We start from the raw sequence: 19,581 nt of genomic DNA on the forward strand, positions 1-19,581 counted from the left end.
AAAACAGCCTTGCTATGCCTGCCTTCCTGGTAGTCGTACTGCCCTTTATATCTTCACTGCTGGTTTACACCCTCGGCAGAGGTGAGGAAAAGAAGGCTTACCGTATAAGTATCGGCTTCAGTTTTACCTCTCTACTTCTGTCCCTTTACCTTCTTTACGAGTATTTGAGTAACGGAGCAACCACACTGTACGTGTCGGAGTTCCTGAGCTTCCGTATAGACGCTCTGAGCGTCGTTATGGCTATCGCCGTGAGCGCTATAAGCTTCATCGTCCACGCCTACTCCGTAAGGTACATGCAGGACGACGAGGGCTACGCCCGCTTCTTCTCCCTGTTAGACCTGACCACATTCTCCATATACATCACAGTCCTTGCGGGAAACTTACTGATCCTTTTTACAGGGTGGCACCTCGTTGGGGTTTTCCTGTACTTCTTGCTTTCCCACAACCTGAGGAGTGAGGACTCATCAAGGTTCGCCCTATGGACCTTTTTAGCTCACAGGGCTGGGGACATACCCCTACTCCTCGCCTTCGTCCTGTTATACAAGAGCACAGGAACCTTTGATATAGGAGAGCTCAGCGCAAAACTCATGTCCCCTGAACCCGTCCCCGGGATTGAGTTCATAGGCGTGCTCATAGTTCTCAGCGCCTTCGCCAAGTCTGCACAGTTCCCTCTGCACGTGTGGCTACCCTACACCATGGGGGGACCCACTCCCGTATCAGCCCTTATGCACGCGGGAATAGTCAACGCGGGTGGCTTTCTGATAAACAGGTTCGCACCTGTATTCTACAACGCTGAGGTGGGGCTTCACTTAGCCTTCTGGGTTGGCTTGATAACGGCGATCCTTGGTTCAACGCTCATGCTGATGCAGAACGACATAAAGAGGGCTCTCGGCTACTCAACGGTGGGGCAGATGGGTTACATGATAATGGAGTGCGGAGTAGGAGCTTTCGCCCTCGCGGTTTACCACCTCATAGCCCATGGTATATTCAAGGCAACGCTCTTCATGGGTTCTGGTAGCGTGATCCACGAGGCAAGAAAGGATCCCAACATACCCGAAAACGAAGTTTACAGCTTCTTCGTAAAGAGGGAACTCCCGCCCACGAAAGTTCCCTGGGTAGTCTTTGCCCTCATCACCGTCCTCGTCCCTCTCGCCATAGTTATACTCGCCCACCTCGTGGTTGGGGTTGAGGTCTTCAAGTATCAGGGGGCGATAATACTTCTGTTCTTTGGCTGGGTCACCGGTGCTCAGACCATATTCAGCATATACAAGCTGGGGGCGAGGAGCGTTTACAAGCTCCTGATGTTCGTTATACTCTCCTTCAGCGTCGTGGTGCTCGGATATGTCGTAATAGGTCACTCCTTTGAAAAGTTCCTTTATCCGGACAGAGAGCTGGTTGACAGAATTTACGAGAACGCAGGTATTCACCCTGAGGTCTTTGAGGCGCAGATACTCCTGCTGACCTTAGTGGTTATACTCGGATGGCTCTTTGTTTACTACGCAAATCAGAACAGAGACGTGGTGACCTCAAGGTTCAGAGACATGTACATAACGCTCTACACTCACCTGTCAAGGGAGCTGTACATACCCGACCTGTACGAGGCTATAGGGAGGAAGCTGAGTGAGCTCTCAGGATGGATCAACAGGGGTATGAGATGGATGTAGCCACCCTTATCCTCATCCTTCTTATGGGCGTGCTCTTTCCCACCTTTCCCCTGAGTCTGCCGGCGAGCTTTCTCCTCCAGAGATTCAGAAAGCTGAGAGGATTGCTCTTCATAGCCCTGCCGATAGCAGGATTTATACTCTACGCCGGAGCAGGTAAACCCCTCCTGCCGGGCTGGGCTTTAGCTCTCGGACTGTTCTCCTCTGCACTCTACGCCCTGAAGTCCTTGTCAGCGGGAAGCCTTAGCCGCTGGGCTGTTTATCACTACGTATCGGTGTTCTCCCTGATCTGGGTATTCCTCAGCAGGGCGGAGATAAACCTCGTGTTCGTCGTGGGTATGGTGCTTCCCTTCACAGCCCTGAACTTGGTTCTGAATTCCCTTGAGTCTGTGTTCGGCTCAACCCACAGGAGCGTATTAAGGGGAGTTGGCTCAGCCTCACCCATTCTGTGTCTGTTCACAGCCCTGTCCATGCTCACCTCCATAGCTATGCCTACGGCACCCGTGTTCTTCAAGGCGGTCACGGCATCTCTACTCCTTTCTCCCTATGAGTTTGTAGCCCTCGCTGTGATATGGTTCTTGTGGGGATGGAGCGGTGTTAGACTGCTGGCTCAGGTCATTACCGGCGAGCCTAAAGAAAACCTGTTTTACGAAGACGTTGATCGTAGAACCGCGTTGCTCATGGCAGTCCTATCCGTGGCGTCCCTGATGCTTGGCTTCGCCTTCCTGGAGGTTCTGTTATGAGACTGGACACGGGAAAGAAGCTCTTCGTAAGGAGCCTTATAACTGTCGCAGCGGAAGCCATACCTTTCTTCTGGCCTATGCGCAACTTTATACACCACAACCCCCTTTACGGTCTGGAGGAATTAGACTTCAGGGAAGCTGTTGAAAAGGGGCGTAAGCTATTCCACGCAAAACCCTTTTTAGAGAGAGAGCATTACATAGGGCTCTTTAAAGAGGGTGATGTGAAGGAGGAACACTTAAGAAGTTCTATCAGGAAATTTTTAAAGGGAAGAGATATAGAGGGCGTTAACGCGGAGGAGCTCCTGTTCAGACTGATGACCGAGGGAGAAGGTCTGAAAATTTACGGAAACGCCTATGTAAACTGCTGCTGCCCCGAGGCTGAAAGGCTGTCGGAAAGGCTCAAGGTTGACTCAGATGTAGTAAAGGCGGCACATAGGATAGCCGATAGAATCGGTTCGGAGCTCACCGTTTACGATGTCGTTGATTCCCTATTCGGCACACGCATAGGGGATAAGCTCAACGAGCTGGTAATAAAGGTGTGCGAGGAGTTCCTTGATGAAGGGCAGTCAGTCTGGGGAATGCCCAACAGGGAAAGGGGTCTATACAGAGCTTGGAAGGAGATAGCTCTGAGGAACAAGAGGTACACCCTCAAGGGGTGTTGCGGGGTTGAAGACGTTGTAAGGGAGTGCGAAGAGCCCGAAGAGGCTGTGGTCTTCATCTTAAAAGCCCTCGGAGTGGACGAGAACCTTTGGGAGGAGTACATAACCGCTGAGCTCTCAAAGCTCCACGGGTGGGCTGGCTTTATAAGGTGGAGGGCGAACGCTAAGGAGTATTACTGGCAGCAGAAACACCCCGCAGATCCAGTGGATTACATCGCGGTGCGTCTCCTGCTCAGCCTCTCGCTTTTGAAGAGGGAAGAGAAGAGGCTTCCGGTGGGAGCCACGTTGCCCGAGCTGAAGGAGTTCGTCCTTAAAAATCCCGAGGAGGCTGTTCTCCGTTACGAGTTCTTCAAGGGGCTCTGCCCACCCACCCTTGCCGAAGAGATAGAAGACTCCCTTGAGAGGGGTAACGTTGAACCTCTGCTTGAGAGATTTAAGGCTGAGAGGGAGAGGGTAAAAAGGTTGAACGTGTCCTCTTACCTGCTGAAGGTGTGGGAGACGGCAGGATACGAGAGGAAAGACCTGCTGTTGATGGGAGGGGACAGGCTTGCAGAGTTACTGGAGCTTCTTAAAGAGTTTGAGAAAGAGGAAGGCTACCTATGGCTCAGAGCCCATGAGCTCACGGTGATAGAGAGGCTTCTGTCGGAGATAAAGGCGGGCGTAGAAAAGGGTAGCAGACCTCTCGCGCAGGCTCTCTTCTGTATAGACGTGCGTTCGGAAAGATTCAGGAGAAACCTTGAGTCGGTAGGTGAGTACGAGACCTTCGGTATAGCGGGCTTCTTTGGCATACCCCTCAGCTTCATAGAGCTGGGCAAGGGGCACGAGACCTACCTGTGTCCCGTCCTCATAAAGCCCAAAAACGTGGTTCTTGAGCTGCGCAGGGAGCTTGAGGAAGAGCGGGAGAGCCTCTTAGAAGTACTCAAGGAGATAGTACACGACCTCAAGCACAACGTGTTCACGCCGTACATAACCGTTGAAGCCATAGGCCTGCTCTTCGGGTTTGACATGGTGGGTAAGACCCTGTTCCCCGGGAGCTACGGAAAGTTCAGGGAGAAACTGTCAGAGGGAAAGCCCCCTTCTAAACTCATGATTGACAAGCCCTCAAAGGAGTATACCCTTGAGGTTATAGGCATACTCCAGCGTGAGATCGTACTCAGGGCGCTCCGGGAAGAGCTGAAGGTGTCTCCTCCCAGAGAGGAAGTCATTGAACACCTCAGGAAGGTCGCTCTGGAGGAGGAAGAATTGAAGCCGGAGCTGGCCTCCGAGCTCGGGGTTGAGAGGGAAAGGGTTGGAAACTTCGTGGAAGCTCTCAGGAAGAAGTACAGGATAGAGAGGGGCTTCACGAGGATACAGATAGAGCAGCTCGCCAAGATAGGGTTCACACTTGAAGAACAGGTGTTCTTCGTAGAAAAAGCCCTTAAGTCCATAGGGCTCACCGAGAACTTCGGCAAGCTCGTCCTCGTCATCGGGCACGGCAGCAAGTCCGACAACAACCCCTACGAGTCCGCCCTTGACTGCGGGGCATGTGGAGGCGACCACGGAGCCGTGAACGCAAAGGTCTTCGCGAAGATAGCCAACAAGAGGGAGGTAAGGGAGAGGCTGAGAAGCAGAGGCATAGACATACCCGACGACACCTACTTCGTGGCGTGGGAACACAACACCACGACCGATGAGGTTGAATTCTTTGACCTAGAGGAAGTCCCCGCGACCCATACACCCTTCCTCAAGAAGGTGAAGGAAGACCTCGTGCTCGCAGGTAAGAAGACCGCTCTGGAGAGATGCAGAGAGCTCGGGGGAGACTGCGGTAACGAAGAGAAAGCCTTTAAAGTCGTAAAGAGGAACTCTACGGACTGGACTCAGGTCAGACCCGAGTGGGGGTTATCGGGCAACTACGCCTTCGTGGTGGGAAGGAGGTGCCTGACCCAGGAGCTTGACCTTGAGGGAAAGGTTTTCCTGCACTCTTACGACTGGAAGAAAGACCCGAAGGGTCTCCTTCTTGAGACGATCCTCTCGGGTCCCCTCGTGGTCGGCGAGTGGATAAACATGGAACACTACTTCTCTACGGTGGACAACGAGAGCTTCGGTAGCGGGAGTAAAGTCTATCACAACGTCGTGGGAAGGTTCGGTGTGATGTCGGGTAACTTCAGCGACCTGAGAACGGGGCTCCCAGCTCAGACAGTCCTTAAAGGGAGAAGACCCTTCCACAAGCCGGTGAGGCTCATAACAATTGTGGAAGCTCCCCTCAACATGGTCAAGCTCGCCCTGAAGGGTGTCAGGAAGGTGAGAGAGCTCGTTCACAACGGGTGGATAAACATGGTGGTCTTAGACCCAGAGGAAGGCGTGTTCTACCTCTATGAGGAAGGCGAGTGGAAGGTCGTTAAGAGAGTGGAGGAGGTCAGGGTATGAAAAACCTAAACCTTTACACCATGAAGAAGGTGGAGGTCATCATTGAAGGGGAATACCTTGAGTTCGTAACGGAACTCCTTGAGAGGGCAGGCGTTCCGGGCTACACGATAGTCCACAACCTATCCGGCAAGGGAAGTCATGGCTTTCACGAAGGGCACCTGCTCTTCAACGAGGAAGAGGTTCTCGTGATGGTTATCAGCGTCATGTCCGAGGAGAAGGTGGGCATATTCCTTGAGGGACTCCGTCCCTTCCTCAACAAGCACTCAGGTGTGGTGTTCGTGTCGGACGTTCAGGTGAGCAGGCTTGAGAAGTTCAAGAAGTGAGCTCCTTGAGGTTTACGAGACCCTCCTTAACGCTTACGGAGAGCAGAACTGGTGGCCTGTTGACCTCAGATACCACAGGGAAATGGGGAGCGACCCCAGGGAAGAGATCGTCATAGGAGCCATTCTCACCCAGAACACAGCCTGGAAAAACGTGGAGAGGGCATTAGATAACCTCAAGAGAGCAAAGCTCCTGAGCTTTGAAGGAATACTGAAGACCCCTGTGGGCAAGCTCCAGGAGTTGATAAGACCTTCAGGCTATTACAGACAGAAGGCTGAGAGGCTGAAGAACGTGGCTGAGTTCCTGAACCCCGTCTCGTCGGTGGAGAAGATAAGCAGGGAAGAGCTGCTGGATATAAAGGGTGTTGGCAGAGAGACCGCTGACGCGGTGTTGCTCTATGCCGGGAACAGACCCTTCTTCGTTATAGATGCCTACACCAAGAGGATAGTGAAGAGGGTCTTCGGTATAGAGGGAAGCTACGAGGGGCTAAGGAGGTGGTTTGAAGATAACCTACCAAAGGATATAAAGCTGTACAAAGAGTTTCACGCTCTGCTGGACGAGCACGCGAAGCGCTTCTGCAGAAAGAAGCCTGCGTGTGATAAATGTCCCATCAACCACCTCTGTACTCAGCCTTAGAGGTAGCCGTCTCCCAGAGGACTACCTTGACAACCCTGACCTCGCCCAGAAGTCCTGCCTCCTTGAGCTTCTCCGTGAGGAAGTCGTAGAAGAACTTGGCGAGGGCTTCCGCGGTGGGGCAGAAATCAACGGGAAAGACCTTCATTGCACCGAACTTCTCCGCCACCTCCCTGAGCTCTTCATACATAGGGTCACCGGTGTCTATTATGAAGCTGTGGTCTATGGTGTCTATGAGCCCCTTGAGGGCGTTCTTTATGTGGTAGAAGTCCATGACCATGTCCTGCTCGCTGAGGGTGTCAGAGCCCACAGTTACCTCAAGGATATAGCTGTGCCCGTGCAGGTTTACACACTTGTTCTGGGGAACTTCACCCCTGGTGAACTCGGCACCTCTACCGTAGGTAAGGTTCTGCTTCCAGACCCTGTGCCCCGCCTCAAATCTGAACGTCTTTGAAATTTCCCACTTCACCAGACCACCACCCTGTTAGCCTTTTCTACGAGGTCAACTATCTCGTCGTAGCTCTTCATTATATCTTCTGGAACCCTCAAGCCCCTCGCGAGGGCGTCCTCCTTACAGACGAACCAGCCCTTGCGGGTGGGCCAGCGGAGCACTCCGTCCTGTATCAGAACGACGATGTCGTCGTCGGATAGTAACTCGGAGGAGAAATCACCCAGCTTCCTGACGAGCCAGAGGGTATTCACCATACGTAGACCACCTCCGCTGAGCTTATGAGCTCGCTTATCTCCTCGGCGGACTTGACCCTTACCTCACGGACGAAGTCCGTCTCTTTAAGACCTCTCTCCTGCATGGAAGCGTCCTCAACCACGAGCTCTATGTTAACGTGCTCCAGCATCTCGTAGAACTTCTCAAAGCTCTCCACACCGAGGTCTTCTGGAGACCATCTGGTAAGGGTGTAAACGCCGTCCCTTATGAAGACGAAGGTGAGTTCGTGGTTCATGCCGACCGCTATGGCGATCCTGAAAGCTTCGTGTGCCTTCCAGGAGAACGGATCTCCCTTGAGTATAAACACAGCTCTCATGCTTTCACCTTCAATTAAAGACTATAACCTTGTCAACCTCTCCCATCATGCGCGAAAGGTTGTAGGTTGAGCTACTTTCAGCCCAGCTCGGTAGCTTTTCAACGCCCCTCTGATGGGCGGAGTGGGCACAGAAGTAAACTCTCACGCCGAGCTCCGCGAACGACGAGGCGTCGGGTCTTATCAGATAGTAGGAACCGTTACCCGAGAGGAATACAGATACCTCGTGACCTCTATCTCTGAGCTTCTTTATCAGGTTGGTTATCGTGCTGTAGTCCTTGGCAAAGGGAACGCTCGTGATAACTATAAGGACTTTCATCTCCTCTTTCTTACTATGATCTCCCAGAGATTGTCTCCTATCTTGTTCACAGCGATCACCTCCTGCCCTTCTTCCCTCATGCTCTTGGGGACGTTCTCGGCAGAAGGCTCGTAATCTATGAGCACCCGGAGGGTCTCTCCCTCCTTCATCTGTTCAAGGACGAGCTTGCTCTTCACGAAGGTGAAGGGGCACACCTCACCCCTTATGTCAAGTTCTCTGTCCGCCTTTATCTCCTGCATGGTAGGTAAATAATATAATTCATTTTTCCTCCTTTGATATGGCATATAATAGAGAGCCATGACGGGGGTTAAGAAGGAAGACATAATCGCCCGCAGCGTTAAGATAGATGTGGTCGGTGAGATAGAGAGGTGCCACAGGGCTGAAGACGCCAAATTCTACTGCCTGCGGGTAAAGATACACTTTGACAACGGCGAGGTCAGAGAACACCTCCTCAAGGCGCACAACGAGCCCAAGGGGCTGGAGAACTTCCTGGCTAACAAGAAGGGTATAAGGGACAGGCTGGAGAAGAGCTTCGTCCTCCTCAGGAACGGTGAGGTAAGGGTGAACTACGAGAGGGAAGAAGCCACAGCCAAAGCCGACTGAATGTCCTTCTCTATCTGTGCCTTCAGCTCCTCAACACCAGAGAACTTCCTCTCCTCCCTAAGGAACTCTACGAAATCCACCTTTATGCTCTTGCCCTTCAGGTCTCCGGAAAACCCCGGAATGTGAACCTCAAGAACTTTCTTCTTACCGTCAAAGGTAGGTCTGTAGCCAAGGTTAGCCACCGCAGGGAGCCGATCATCAACCAGCACGGCGTAAACGCCCTCCTTGAGGCAGAGGTTCTCCGTGTCCTTAAGGTTTGCGGTGGGAAATCCTATCCTTGAACCTCTGCCGTCACCCTTCACAACCCTTCTCCTTATCCAGTACCTACGACCCAGGAACTCCTCAGCTTCCCTGAGCCTCGCCTCGCCGAGCAGCCTTCTGACGAGGGTGCTGCTTACTATGTGCCCGTTCTTCTTAAAGGGTGTGGCGAGCTCAACCTCAAAGCCGAGTTTCTCTCCTATCTCTCTGGCGAGCTCTATCTCTCCCTCCCTCCTGTAACCGAACCTCCAGTCGTAGCCTACCAGCAGATACCTACAACCGAGCCTCCTGTGTATGATCTCCTCAAGGAAGTCCTTCGCGCTCATCTGAGAGAATTCCCTGTCAAACCTTATAAAGCAGAGGTAGTCTATATCACCCCTGAGGAGCTCCATCTTCTCCTCCGCCGTTGATAGCTCGCAGAGGAAGAGGCGTGGGGCAAGAACCTTTAGGGGGTGAGGGCAGAAGGTAACCACCATGGTCTTCAAGCCCCTCTCTCTGGCTCTTTCCTTAAGCGTGCTCACGAGATACCTGTGACCGAGGTGAACCCCGTCAAAGTTCCCCACTATGAGGGCTGTCTCTTCGGAAATTCTCTCAAGCTGATCGACCTTTATAGGACATCTCTTGTCCGAGAGCTTAAGGAAGAAGGGTTTCATACCTTACCCGGGAGGCCAACCCATAGACCTTCCGCCTATGAGGTGCAGGTGGAGGTGGAACACGGTCTGCCCGGCGTCCTTACCAACGTTGAAGACGAGCCTGTATCCACCGTTCAACTCCTCATCGGGGGCGACCCCCAGCTCTTGGGCTATCTCTCTGGCGACCGTGAACATATGTCCCACGAGGCATTCGTCCTCCGGTTCAAGGTGCTGAATTCCGAATATGTGCTTCTTGGGTATTATGAGGACGTGGACGGGAGCAACGGGGTTTATGTCGTGGAAGGCGTAAACCTGATCGTCTTCGTAAACCTTTTTTGAGGGGATCTCTCCCCTTACTATCTTGCAGAAGATACAGTCCCTTTCCTGCATGACTCTATTTTAACATCAGGATCGCAGGGTTCACGTATCACACTATCTTCCCGAACTCCTCAAACTTGAACCTGTAAGCCCTGGGGAGGAGCTCCTTCTCGGGGTGCCTGTAGCCTATCGCCACTATGAGGGGAACGAGCTTCCCCCTGCCTATGCCGAGAAATCTCTTGAGCTTTGCCTCATCAAAACCCTCCATGGGGTGAGTCTCAAGACCGAAGTAGCGAGCCACTATCATTACACTCATCGCGAAGAGGGCTGAGTCCCTTATAGCCTTCCTCTTCCTGCGCTCAGGGCTCTTCCAACCGGCAAGTATGGTCTCTCTGAGAGAATCCCTTTCCTCCTCCTTTATGTATCCCAGCTCAACCCAACTGTCCAGAACCCTGTCAACGTGTTCCTCCGCAGCGTTCGTATTTGCGATAATTACTATGTTGGCGCTCGCCTCCTCAACCTTTTCCTGGTTGTAGCATATCTCCCTGAGCTTTTTCTTCTTGTCCCTACTCTTAACGACTATGACTTCCCAGGGCTGGAGGTTGTATCCCGATGGAGCAAGGGCAGCGATGTTAAGTATATCCTTGAGGACTTCGTCGGGCACCTCCCTGTCCGGATCAAAGAAGGTTACAGACCTCCTCTCCTTTATGTACTTGAGGCATTCCTCCCTCTTCTCCTTCTCGCTCACCTCCTCCACACCTTCCACCACACCGGTAATTACCTCTCTTACGGTTGAGGTTGCTCTTTCCGTAAGCTCCTGCAGGGTCTTTATAACACCCTCCAGCCTCCCGCCGACCTCCTTCCTCGTGTCCTGTATGCCCTCAAGTATCCCCTCGGTGATCTCCTTGACCTTCTCCTTGGAGGGCTGAACCTCCTTGAGGGTCTTGTCGGTTATCTCCTTTATGGTCTGGGCGGTAGCCTTCTGGACGTCCTTTGACTTCTCAAAGAAGAGCTTGAATAGCTCCCGTGCTTCCTCCCTTAGTCCCCTCTTTTCGTCTCCCATGGTTTTACCTCCTATACAATTAATAATAAGCCCTGACGGGGGAGCTAACGCTTTTCAATGGCGACCTCCCCCCCCATCCCGACCCTGAGGAGGCTCTTGTCTCCCTCCGTTATCTCAACCTTAATGGGTATCCTCTGGGCGACCTTCGTGAACTCGCCGGCGGTTATATCACGGGGTATGACGGCGAACTTTGCAGCCGTTGCCCTGTTTATCTCCTTTACCTTCCCTCTGTACTTCACGCCCGGCAGGGCGTCTATACTGATAATAACATCGTTTCCCTCCCTGACTCCCCGGAGCTTGGTTTCCTCAAGCAGGACGAGTATGTACAGGTCGGTTGGGTCGTAAACGGCGTATATGAACTGTCCCTGCCTGACAACCTCGCCCTCACTCACGAACCTCTTAACCACGTAGCCCTCTACGGGGCTTCTGAGCACGGTCTCCTGCAGCAGGTTTTCAAGGTCTTCTTCCTTACTCTTTAAAGCCCTTTTCTGTCTCTTAAGGGCTTCTATCCTCTTATCTATCTCCCCAACCTGCTTAAGCTTCGCCCTGAGAACACCTTTTCTGGCGAGCACAGCCGATCTCTTCGCCTTGAGCGATTCTATCTCCCTCTTAAGGGAGCGCAGCGCAGTGTCTACGTCCTCAAACTTCCTTGAAGGGACAACCCCCTTTGAGAAGAGTTTCCTGAAACGCTCTCTGTCCTTCTCCAAGAGTCCAACCTTGACCCTGAGGGACTCTATCTTCTCCTGTATAGCCCTCGCCTCCTTCTCCACGACCTCAATACTCTTTCCTATCTCCTCCCTGAGGAACTTCGCCTTCAGGATGAGGGCTTCTATCTCCTTATCAAGCCTGCCTATCTGGTTTCTGAGCTCCCTGAGCTTCAACCTGTAATCTTGGTCTTCAAGCTTGGCGAGGGGTTCCCCCTTCCTGACCCTGTCTCCTTCCTCTCTGTAAAGCTCCTCTATCCTCCCAGCCACCCTCTTGAAGGCTACCTTGGTAAAGGTATCACTCTCCACGAAGACGGCGTTGGTAATGGCGTGTGTGAGCCTGTAGTGAACCCACCTGCCGCCCAGAACTATGGAAACCACAAGCAGGACGGCGAGCACACCGAGACCTACGAGCTTTCTACCTTTCATAGCCCACCACCTCTAACAGCTTGAAGCGCTTGAGGAGAAGGTCGTACCTGTTTATCCTCAGGGTGTTCTCAGCGGATATCAGGTAGCTCTGAGCGTCAAGTACCTCCGTGTTAGTCCCGAGACCAGCTTTGAACTTTTCCTCCGCTATCCTCAGGTGCTCCTTTGCATCCTGTAACTGCTGAGTTGCAAGCTCTACCTTGGCTTCAGCCGACTTTATGTCCTCCAGAACGCTGTACAGCTCCAGCTTGAGCTTCTCTAAGGTGTCTCTGTATCTCTCATCAGCCTGCCTTTTAGCTATCCTGCTGAGCTCAAGAGATCTGAACCTCCTGAGGCCGCTGAACAAGTTCCACCTGAAGGCAAAACTAACCAGATACCTGTCCTTGGGAAATAGGTCGGACTCCTCCGTCCTCTGGTAAACAGCTTCAACAACCGCCACCGGGTAAAAGGCGCTCCTCGCAAGTGCGACGTACTTATCCGAAAGGGCAAGACTTCCTCTGAGGAACCTGAGCAAGGGTCTACGCTCTGAAAGCACTTCAACGAGCTCCTCTCTGGAATACCCTGAAAAAGGGAAGGTGTAAGAATCCAGCGGCTTAACTTCCTTCACATCAACGCCCGTGAGGTAGGATAGGTAGTTGAGGGACTTGTTAAAGTCTGCCCTCGCTCTCGTGAGCTTTTCCCTGACCTCGTAGAGCTTAACCTTAGTTTCAAGCACGTCCTTGAAGGCAACTATGCCCTCCTCGTAGAGAGCCCTGACGTCCTTAAGATGAGCCTGCACCATCTTCTCGTGCTTCTCGTATATCTCAACCACAGCCTTAGCCTTTAAGGCGTTTACGTAAGCCTCACGCAGTTCGTAGAGAGCTTTATTCTCTTTTTCCTTGACCATAAACCTCTGAAGCTCTTCGGACTCCTTCGCTATCTCGTACTCCCTGAAGTTCCGCAGGTTGTAAATCTCCTGCGTCATATGAAGGGTAAACTTCGGGTAGCTTCCCTTCTGGAAGACGAATTCCCGGGGCGGTGCTGGAGGGACGCTGAGGGTGAAGCTCTGCTTCTTGGACAGGTTGAAGGAAGCCTCAAAGTTCAACGCAGGAAGGAAACGACCGAACCTTTCCAGACGCTCCTGCTCCTTCTTCTTAACCTCAAGCCTCTCAAGGCGAAGCTCGTAGAAGTTCTTACTTACGAGCTCTTCCGCCTCCTGAAGGGAAATAGAGAAGGATAGGGTAAAAAGGATCAGGAGTAAACTCCAAGCTCCCTTAAGACCTCTTTCCATACACCGACAACCTCCCTGTCCTTAAGTATCAGCTCCTCAATCAGATGCCTCGCGGTTCCTAGGAGGATCTCTGCATAAAGGTCAGGTTTCTCAAACCCAAGCAACTCAAGGGTTCTGGATAGGTTCTGTCTGAAGAGCTCCTTGCTCTGGGCGTAGAAGTCTTGGAAGGTTCTGCTGGTACCCACCGCCTCAAAGAAGAGTATCTTGGCGAGCTCCTTCTCCCTCACCATAAGCTCAAAGCCCTTTATGAAAACGAGCTCCTTGCCCTCCTCAACCCTGCCCTCGGATATAAGCCCTATCCCCTTGCTATCAAGGTTCAGGATTTCATCACGAACAGACTTCAAGAGCTCAAGGAGAAAGGCATCCTTCGTAGGAAAGTATAGGTAAAAGGTTCCGTGGGCTAATCCAGCTTCGGAGGTTATGTCCGAGACCCTCGCCCGATGGAAGCCTTTTCTGAAGATGACCCTCTTGCCTGCCTCTATGAGTCTATTCTTGGTGTCCTGGACTGCTGACTGACCCATCAGTTAGTAATATAACACAGGGACAACAGCATTATCTATAACCTAAAGACCCCGCCTGCGGCGGGGTGATGTTACTGACAGCTACCTACACATACTTCCACTGAAGACAGGTTTGCGTTTGGGGCGGGCGATATATCTAAAAAGTACTTCATGTGCGATGAGGCTGCCTTTGCAGAGGGCGCTTTAAAATAAGCCTCGGGACTTACCTTAAAGGTACTATCAAAGACAAGGTTCTGCTGCTGGTCGTACCCAGTAAAAGCTCCAGACCTTGCCTTCTTACCCTCATCGTTCGTGACTTTGAAGTACACGTTTCCGGTAGAAGACCTCACCTTGACGGTGAACTTGTAGTTGTCCGGTATCCAGTTAGGACAACCTCCTGTACCACAGGGGTTTACGGGTACCCTGAGAGTTTCTGCTGTCAAGACATCTATGGTAACCCACTGCCCGCTTATGAAGGGACTGTAGTCTTCGTTACATATAGTATTGTTGCTACCGCTTACCTGTATTCCCGTTCCGTACTTATCCGGGCACGCGTCGTATGCGTTGTCCACTCCGTCTCCATCCCTGTCGTTATCACACACGTCACCCACACCATCTCCATCGGCATCCCTCTGGTCAGCGTTGGAAGTGTTAAGGCAGTTATCACAAACATCGCCCACGCCATCACCGTCGGTGTCCGCATTGTTAGAGCTGGCATAGCTTGGACAGAGGTCGTTTGTGTTGAGGATTCCGTCTCCATCTATATCTGAATCGCAGGCGTCTCCTTTATTATCACCGTCTGTATCCCTTTGATAAGGGTTATAATCGTTTGGACAGTTATCGTTTAGTGAAGTAAAAGCAGTTATGGTAAGGATAGGGCTTTCAAAGAAATACCATCCATCACCATCAACATCTTCACACCTATCTCCCACACCATCACCGTCAGAGTCCGTTTGTACTGGGTTGCGGCTGTAGATATGCAAACCATATCTACTTTCCTGAATTAAACAGTTGTCATTCACATCCAGGACTCCATCACCGTCCATGTCCGGGTCGCAGGCATCACCAAGATTATCTACTCTCACAGGTATAGACGTATCCCCATAATAATCAAAAGTGTCCCTTATAGCCTTATCCGTATTCTTCTGGTCGGGGTTGAACGCTAAAGGACAGTTGTCTTCAGCATCGGGTATTCCGTCGTTGTCCGCATCCACCTCTTCGGTATCTGGTATTCCATCGCAGTCAGCATCGCCGTCTATGACGCCTACGGAAGCCCAGGCGTTCCTGACATCACATACGTGCTGGTCGGTGAAGCGTGGGAAGGCAAGGGGTCCGGTCGTATCCCTGATAGTCTCGGCGAGGTAAACGGCATCAAGTGCAGTGTACTCAAAGTCACTTGTGGAGTCAAGGTAAAGGTATAGAAGGAGAAAGTAAAACCACTTTGCCCTCTCAAAGCCAAGCCCCGATATAGAGTATCCGTTGTGAATTCCTCCTTCAGTTATTAGGTAAGCTACCTTGTTAGGAATACTGCTGTTGGTGTGAACCCAGCAATTGTCATTGCTATCATCGCAATCACAGTCAGAGCAGGACTGGTATGAAGGGCTTGAGATGCTGTCCGGGTCTCCAAATGCTGGCGGATTTGCCAAGTCTCTAAGTGTAGAACCATCACTCAAGTTCATTTTCCAGTCGGTGGTGCCGGTAACTTCCCTTTTTATGAACTGCGCAAACACGTCTGAAAAGCTTTCATTTAAAGCTCCCGACTGGAATTCATACACAAGCTCAGCAGTGTAATCCGTTACACCGTGGGTGAACTCATGTCCTACGAAGTCCAGGATGTCCCAGCGTAATCCAAACAAGAAAAGGTTGTTGCCAAAAGCACAACGATTATATCCGGCGTTATCCACAGACCACCTTATGTAGGCGAGTATTATGTCGTCGTTGTTGTCGTATGAAGTCCAGTCAAAGTTATTCTTAAAGAAGTTATAGGTATCCACGACATAGGAATACATCCTGTTTGCAACACCGCTGATGCCGGTGGAATTACTACAGTTCCCGCTGGTTGTGTTCTCGTCACAGAGGACTGTGCCCGGGTCAGCAGGCCAGCACACAAGGGGATCGGAGTTTTGCAGGTCTATAATCTCAAACTCCAGGTCTTTGGAAAGGGATATCTTGTCCACTACCTTTCCCGTATGCGCGTCAACGAAAATTCTCCAATCTCTCTGCTTGCCAGTTGCCTTACTCTTACCGCTTACCGTCAGGTGCCACACGAGCAGGGGTCTCATCTGCTTTTTCGGGGAGTAGAGGGATCGTTCCAGTATCATAAGCTTGGGTCTTGCTCCGAGTTTGGCTCCAACTATATCCGGGTCTTTCAGGGCTCTTTGAATGGCTGTGAGTTTGTCTATTTTAGGTTTGGTGTCTATCCTGTACTTATCCATGTTTGGCACCCATTTCCCTATTGACGCCACAACCATGTTGTTGTTTATGTCCAGCGTCAGACCGGCTCCGAAGATGGGAACTTCCTTGTACTTCTGCTTTAAGAAGACCTTTTTAATTCCGAAGACTTCTTTGACCCTGCCCAGGTACAGCTCCTTCTCAGGGCTTGAGAACCCGTAAACTTCCTTGAACCTGTCCAAGAAGTAAAAGGTCTGGTCTATTGGGTCTGTGCCAACGCTGTCGGGCACCCTGACGTTCATCCGGACGAAAAGGGGCATATCTCCCCTCATCTTTACCCTGAAACTGTCCTTTGACTCCTTTCTTATCTCCTTCAACCCCTGTATCTGGGGAGTGTCCGAGAACACAGCCCTGGTGGAGTCACCTCCACCTCCTCCGCCTCCACAGCCAAGGAGGAGCGACACAAAAACCACAGCGGTTCCGAACAGAAATCTATCAACTTTCACAATACCCCCTCCTTATCTCCTCAGTAACCTTCTCAAGAACATTAGTACCGGCACCAGAGACCACACAGGCAGAGAGCTTACGGGAGAGGAAGAACAACCTCCTCCTCCTCCTCCGCCTCCGCCAGTGCCTCCGGAGACAAGGGCAAACACCGCATTACAGCTTTTATTAGCGTCAAGGGTTATGGTGCAGTCTGTATTGTTTCCGCAGGAAGAGCAGTCTCCCTCCCAGGTGCTGAACTGGGAACCCGAATCGGGCGTTGCGGTCAGTGTGACATTCAGGTTCTTGCCTACCTTCTTTGAACAGGTGCTACCGCAGTCCACCGTGTTGGGATTGCTCGTCACATCACCCGAACCGCTACCGGACTTGGTAATTGTAAGCGTCATACCGAACTCGTATGCCCCCATATCAACCGTGGCTGTCCCGTCTCCGTCTCCATCAATTGCCCTGTCGTTCCCGTTTATGTCTGTGGTGGGCAGGCTGTAGCCCGTGGGTAGGGCGTCCGTCCCGGTGTCCATGGCTGGGGATCCATCGGAAAGCCTCAGGTCTCCATTAGCCTGATCAACGAATTGGGGATCTCCGTTGGTGTTCCCTGACTGGGTGTAGCTGTCTGTATTTCTTATGTATAGATCTCCCGACTCCAACCTTCCATTACCCGGGTTGCTATCAGAAGCTTCATTAAACTTCGCATTTCCAGAGAATATGTTGTTCTTGAGCTCAACAGGTGAACCCGTTCCGTTGCTATTCTGATCGTTGTAAATGGAAAGGTCGTCCCCATAAGGGTCTGCAGTGGTATTATTCCAGAACACGTTGTTGTATATATACGCCTTGTCTGTATCTTCCACCAAAAAGATAACAGCACCACCACCCGAAAGCCCAGCTCCATTGTCCGTGTTCTCAGAAAAGGTGTTGTTCAGCAGTAAAACCTCTTTTCCATCAGCACTCAAACCACCTATACCCTCTGAGCTGTTTTTATAAAAAACATTGTTTACTACACTTACCGCACCTTTAAAGCTAGAAATCCTCAGACCGCCGGCAAAATCCCGCGTTGAGTTTTCTTTAAACACGTTGTTTTCAACTGTTACCGGGTTATCGCACGTGCCGGCACATGTTATAAATGCTCCACCACCACCGTTACCAGTTTTATTACCTATAAAATACGAATTGCTAACCTTTATTTTGCTATTCTTACGTGTGAATATATACAATCCGCCTCCGTCCCAAGTATTTGAGCCAACGCTTGCCTCGTTGTTCTTGAACTCACATCCTTCTATGTTTACCTCTGCTGATTGCACTGGTATATACAAACCGCCTCCATGCTTATCTGTGCCTCCGTTCTGGAAAATCAGATTTTCTATCGTTATGATCACATCCGTGTCTATAACTGAAACAATATCTGTAGATATCAACATCACCTGAACACTATTGCTCGTAGAAGGGTCGTTGTCGGGGTCTCCGTCAAGTACGGGCTTGTTGTAGGGGTCAAGAGCTTTGATGGTGAGGGGTTTGTTGTCATAAAGATGCAACTGGAGTGTGCTGGTAAGCTCGTAGGTTCCCCCACTCACGAATATGGTGTCCGCCTCACCGTTATTTCCCACATTACTCAGAGCTGTTGAAAATTCGCAAGCATTTGCCTGAGAGGAGCAGTCTCCCGTTCCCTGGGCACTTGGAGCAACGTAAAAGTCCGCTGACATGGAAAGCCCCGTGCAGAAAAGAGCACTGCCGAGAATTAAACTGAGTTTGCCGTATTGCATATCTTTCCTCCCTTGGGTTTAAAGGATTCTTAGAGAGAAGGTGGTGATGTCTCCCCAGGGTCCTAAAAACCCTTTGCTTATTCAATTACTGCAATTAATATACCTTTCAAGTCTTTATTGTTAAGGTAATTATCACACATACACTCGCCAGTCATAGCCTTTTGACAAGTTCAAGCAGATGTGTAAAATATTTTTACATTCAAAACACTAAAAAGGACGCAAATATATGACTCTCAATAGCTTTTATATGCTGTAAAAACAATTTACACTATGTTAAAGACTTTTACACTTAAACGCGATAAAAACTCAGATAGAAATAAAAAAGCCCCGCTCAAAGCGGGGCTTGGGATTGCGTGGGTTAGGAGTTAGAAGTTGTACCAGAGTGCGAGGGTGACATCAGTATAGGAGTCTTTGGCTCCAGTACCAACTAAACCATTATCGAATTTCACCCTATCAACAGAAAGGGCTATTCTGTTACCCACGCCCTTTACATAAAGCTGCCCAACCACTCCTATTACAGATTCCTTGTCGTCACTACCGTCGGAAGCATCCGTCTGCATATATCTTGCACCTACAGCAGGTTTACCCAGTATAGTCTTCTGATTAAGAAGTAGCTGTCCCTGAACTATAAGTCCTTTCTGCTTATCATCACCTCCAGTAGTCCACTCAAACTTCTTGTTCATATAGCCGAGGGATATGTTCGGAGTCACAGCCCCCATGTTCTGTTCCCATAGAAGGTCTACTGCCCAAGCGCTCATCTTGTCAACTGCCGCATTAGCTATTGTATTACCAGCTGCGTCCTTAATTTTGTAAGTATATCCCCCTCCCATTTTCTGTGTTGCGTAAGAAAGCCCTAACGACAAGGTATTCTGTTTACCCAGATATGTTTCCTTAAGGACATAGCCCGGATGTCCCTTATATCCTGCCATAGTAGGAGCAAATTCAATTCTTACACCGTATCCAGTTTTTATGTCCTTAGTGCTTGTTCTATCAGATCCGTCAACCATATAGAGGTAGTATTTCAACATACCAGCCGCGATCTTACCCCATACACCGACTTGAGGAGAACGTGAGCCGGAACCAGGAAGCTTCTCAGCACTGAAGGGGTTACTGAACAACTTAACTACCGACCCATAGGCTGGTCCATTAGGCATTACATATGACCATCCAGACTGTATTCCAGAGTGAAGTTCAAAGGGAACCTTTATACCACCAGCGTAAAGTTTGACTTCCTTAGCAAAATCAAGGATTATAAAGCTATCCACCATAGACAGAGCACCAGGCTTGAAGTCACCCTGCCATCCCCACTTAAGTATCTTAGATATGGAACCTTTTGCGTATATCCTTGAGAATGGCACGCTTAACTGAAGGTCTGCCTT

The 19,581-nt window shown here is 50.8% G+C and carries 20 protein-coding genes; 6 read left to right on the plus strand and 14 right to left on the minus strand.

What is annotated here, in order from left to right:
- Nucleotides 1–14 precede the first annotated feature (14 nt).
- Genes HG1285_RS09805 through HG1285_RS09785 form a run of 5 tightly spaced genes read left to right on the plus strand, consistent with a single transcriptional unit; the run spans nt 15 to nt 6,426 of the window.
- A complete protein-coding gene (locus tag HG1285_RS09805) occupies nt 15–1,664 on the plus strand; it encodes an NADH-quinone oxidoreductase subunit L (RefSeq protein ID WP_008287374.1) in 1,650 nt (549 codons plus the stop codon).
- Complete coding sequence (locus HG1285_RS09800; RefSeq protein WP_008287375.1) at nt 1,655–2,404, plus strand: hypothetical protein; 750 nt, start codon at nt 1,655–1,657, stop codon at nt 2,402–2,404. The genes HG1285_RS09805 and HG1285_RS09800 overlap by 10 nt, the downstream gene beginning before the upstream one ends.
- Nucleotides 2,401–5,469 carry a DUF2309 domain-containing protein gene (locus tag HG1285_RS09795; RefSeq protein WP_008287377.1) on the plus strand — a complete coding sequence of 1,023 codons (3,069 nt, stop codon included), beginning with the start codon at nt 2,401–2,403 and terminating at the stop codon, nt 5,467–5,469. Before HG1285_RS09800 ends, HG1285_RS09795 begins: the two co-directional genes overlap by 4 nt.
- The gene (locus HG1285_RS09790; protein WP_008287378.1) at nt 5,466–5,792 is read left to right on the plus strand and encodes a DUF190 domain-containing protein; all 327 of its coding nucleotides are present in this window, start codon (nt 5,466–5,468) and stop codon (nt 5,790–5,792) included. Before HG1285_RS09795 ends, HG1285_RS09790 begins: the two co-directional genes overlap by 4 nt.
- A complete protein-coding gene (locus HG1285_RS09785) occupies nt 5,773–6,426 on the plus strand; it encodes an endonuclease III domain-containing protein (protein WP_008287379.1) in 654 nt (217 codons plus the stop codon). Before HG1285_RS09790 ends, HG1285_RS09785 begins: the two co-directional genes overlap by 20 nt.
- Here the strand turns inward: HG1285_RS09785 and HG1285_RS09780 are convergent.
- The 5 genes from HG1285_RS09780 to HG1285_RS09760 are packed head-to-tail and all read right to left on the minus strand — an operon-like array spanning nt 6,401 to nt 8,018.
- Complete coding sequence (locus HG1285_RS09780) at nt 6,401–6,892, minus strand: 6-carboxytetrahydropterin synthase (RefSeq protein ID WP_008287380.1); 492 nt, start codon at nt 6,890–6,892, stop codon at nt 6,401–6,403. The two genes, HG1285_RS09785 and HG1285_RS09780, sit on opposite strands and share 26 nt — an antisense overlap.
- Nucleotides 6,889–7,128: a sulfurtransferase TusB gene (locus tag HG1285_RS09775; protein WP_008287381.1), complete on the minus strand. Its 240-nt coding sequence runs from the start codon at nt 7,126–7,128 to the stop codon at nt 6,889–6,891. The genes HG1285_RS09780 and HG1285_RS09775 overlap by 4 nt, the downstream gene beginning before the upstream one ends.
- Nucleotides 7,122–7,463 carry a DsrE family protein gene (locus HG1285_RS09770; RefSeq protein ID WP_008287382.1) on the minus strand — a complete coding sequence of 114 codons (342 nt, stop codon included), beginning with the start codon at nt 7,461–7,463 and terminating at the stop codon, nt 7,122–7,124. Before HG1285_RS09770 ends, HG1285_RS09775 begins: the two co-directional genes overlap by 7 nt.
- A gap of 10 nt (nt 7,464–7,473) precedes the next feature.
- On the minus strand, nt 7,474–7,779 hold the full coding sequence (locus tag HG1285_RS09765; RefSeq protein ID WP_008287383.1) for a DsrE family protein: 306 nt from the start codon (nt 7,777–7,779) through the stop codon (nt 7,474–7,476).
- Nucleotides 7,776–8,018, minus strand: a complete 243-nt coding sequence (locus HG1285_RS09760; protein ID WP_008287384.1) for a sulfurtransferase TusA family protein — start codon at nt 8,016–8,018, stop codon at nt 7,776–7,778. Before HG1285_RS09760 ends, HG1285_RS09765 begins: the two co-directional genes overlap by 4 nt.
- A 58-nt stretch (nt 8,019–8,076) precedes the next feature.
- On the opposite strand from HG1285_RS09760, the gene HG1285_RS09755 reads away from it, so the two are divergent.
- A complete protein-coding gene (locus tag HG1285_RS09755; RefSeq protein WP_008287386.1) occupies nt 8,077–8,382 on the plus strand; it encodes a hypothetical protein in 306 nt (101 codons plus the stop codon).
- On the opposite strand, the gene HG1285_RS09750 is transcribed toward HG1285_RS09755, so the two are convergent.
- The 9 genes from HG1285_RS09750 to HG1285_RS19675 form a co-directional block, all read right to left on the minus strand.
- Nucleotides 8,346–9,293: a bifunctional riboflavin kinase/FAD synthetase gene (locus HG1285_RS09750; RefSeq protein ID WP_008287387.1), complete on the minus strand. Its 948-nt coding sequence runs from the start codon at nt 9,291–9,293 to the stop codon at nt 8,346–8,348. The two genes, HG1285_RS09755 and HG1285_RS09750, sit on opposite strands and share 37 nt — an antisense overlap.
- 3 nt (nt 9,294–9,296) lie before the next feature.
- Nucleotides 9,297–9,662: a histidine triad nucleotide-binding protein gene (locus HG1285_RS09745; protein ID WP_008287388.1), complete on the minus strand. Its 366-nt coding sequence runs from the start codon at nt 9,660–9,662 to the stop codon at nt 9,297–9,299.
- A 37-nt stretch (nt 9,663–9,699) separates the two neighbouring features.
- Nucleotides 9,700–10,653, minus strand: coding sequence for a nitroreductase family protein (locus HG1285_RS17380; RefSeq protein WP_008287389.1), 954 nt, complete (start codon nt 10,651–10,653; stop codon nt 9,700–9,702).
- Nucleotides 10,654–10,697: 44 nt separating this feature from the next.
- Nucleotides 10,698–11,786 (minus strand): HlyD family secretion protein, encoded by a 1,089-nt coding sequence (locus tag HG1285_RS09740; RefSeq protein WP_008287390.1) that lies wholly within the window; start codon nt 11,784–11,786, stop codon nt 10,698–10,700.
- Nucleotides 11,776–13,053, minus strand: a complete 1,278-nt coding sequence (locus HG1285_RS09735; protein WP_008287391.1) for a TolC family protein — start codon at nt 13,051–13,053, stop codon at nt 11,776–11,778. The genes HG1285_RS09740 and HG1285_RS09735 overlap by 11 nt, the downstream gene beginning before the upstream one ends.
- Nucleotides 13,014–13,574, minus strand: a complete 561-nt coding sequence (locus tag HG1285_RS18770) for a TetR/AcrR family transcriptional regulator (RefSeq protein ID WP_008287392.1) — start codon at nt 13,572–13,574, stop codon at nt 13,014–13,016. The genes HG1285_RS09735 and HG1285_RS18770 overlap by 40 nt, the downstream gene beginning before the upstream one ends.
- Nucleotides 13,575–13,645: 71 nt before the next feature.
- Nucleotides 13,646–16,450, minus strand: coding sequence for a thrombospondin type 3 repeat-containing protein (locus HG1285_RS18775; protein WP_008287393.1), 2,805 nt, complete (start codon nt 16,448–16,450; stop codon nt 13,646–13,648).
- A gap of 12 nt (nt 16,451–16,462) precedes the next feature.
- Nucleotides 16,463–18,202: a choice-of-anchor Q domain-containing protein gene (locus tag HG1285_RS09730; RefSeq protein WP_008287394.1), complete on the minus strand. Its 1,740-nt coding sequence runs from the start codon at nt 18,200–18,202 to the stop codon at nt 16,463–16,465.
- Between the two features lie 365 nt (nt 18,203–18,567).
- A partial coding sequence (locus HG1285_RS19675; protein WP_008287395.1) for a hypothetical protein occupies nt 18,568–19,581 on the minus strand: 1,014 nt, incomplete at its 5' end.

This window comes from Hydrogenivirga sp. 128-5-R1-1, assembly GCF_000171895.1.

Excerpts from the sequence above, each read along its gene's own strand:
- HG1285_RS09805 (WP_008287374.1), top strand. The coding sequence starts at position 15 with ATGCCTGCCTTCCTGGTAGTCGTACTGCCCTTTATATCTTCACTGCTG.
- HG1285_RS09800 (WP_008287375.1), top strand. The coding sequence starts at position 1,655 with ATGGATGTAGCCACCCTTATCCTCATCCTTCTTATGGGCGTGCTCTTT.
- HG1285_RS09795 (WP_008287377.1), top strand. The coding sequence starts at position 2,401 with ATGAGACTGGACACGGGAAAGAAGCTCTTCGTAAGGAGCCTTATAACT.
- HG1285_RS09790 (WP_008287378.1), top strand. The coding sequence starts at position 5,466 with ATGAAAAACCTAAACCTTTACACCATGAAGAAGGTGGAGGTCATCATT.
- HG1285_RS09775 (WP_008287381.1), bottom strand. The coding sequence starts at position 7,128 with ATGGTGAATACCCTCTGGCTCGTCAGGAAGCTGGGTGATTTCTCCTCC.
- HG1285_RS09770 (WP_008287382.1), bottom strand. The coding sequence starts at position 7,463 with ATGAGAGCTGTGTTTATACTCAAGGGAGATCCGTTCTCCTGGAAGGCA.
- HG1285_RS09765 (WP_008287383.1), bottom strand. The coding sequence starts at position 7,779 with ATGAAAGTCCTTATAGTTATCACGAGCGTTCCCTTTGCCAAGGACTAC.
- HG1285_RS09760 (WP_008287384.1), bottom strand. The coding sequence starts at position 8,018 with ATGCAGGAGATAAAGGCGGACAGAGAACTTGACATAAGGGGTGAGGTG.
- HG1285_RS09755 (WP_008287386.1), top strand. The coding sequence starts at position 8,077 with ATGACGGGGGTTAAGAAGGAAGACATAATCGCCCGCAGCGTTAAGATA.
- HG1285_RS09750 (WP_008287387.1), bottom strand. The coding sequence starts at position 9,293 with ATGAAACCCTTCTTCCTTAAGCTCTCGGACAAGAGATGTCCTATAAAG.
- HG1285_RS09745 (WP_008287388.1), bottom strand. The coding sequence starts at position 9,662 with ATGCAGGAAAGGGACTGTATCTTCTGCAAGATAGTAAGGGGAGAGATC.
- HG1285_RS17380 (WP_008287389.1), bottom strand. The coding sequence starts at position 10,653 with ATGGGAGACGAAAAGAGGGGACTAAGGGAGGAAGCACGGGAGCTATTC.
- HG1285_RS09740 (WP_008287390.1), bottom strand. The coding sequence starts at position 11,786 with ATGAAAGGTAGAAAGCTCGTAGGTCTCGGTGTGCTCGCCGTCCTGCTT.
- HG1285_RS09735 (WP_008287391.1), bottom strand. The coding sequence starts at position 13,053 with ATGGAAAGAGGTCTTAAGGGAGCTTGGAGTTTACTCCTGATCCTTTTT.
- HG1285_RS18770 (WP_008287392.1), bottom strand. The coding sequence starts at position 13,574 with ATGGGTCAGTCAGCAGTCCAGGACACCAAGAATAGACTCATAGAGGCA.
- HG1285_RS09730 (WP_008287394.1), bottom strand. The coding sequence starts at position 18,202 with ATGCAATACGGCAAACTCAGTTTAATTCTCGGCAGTGCTCTTTTCTGC.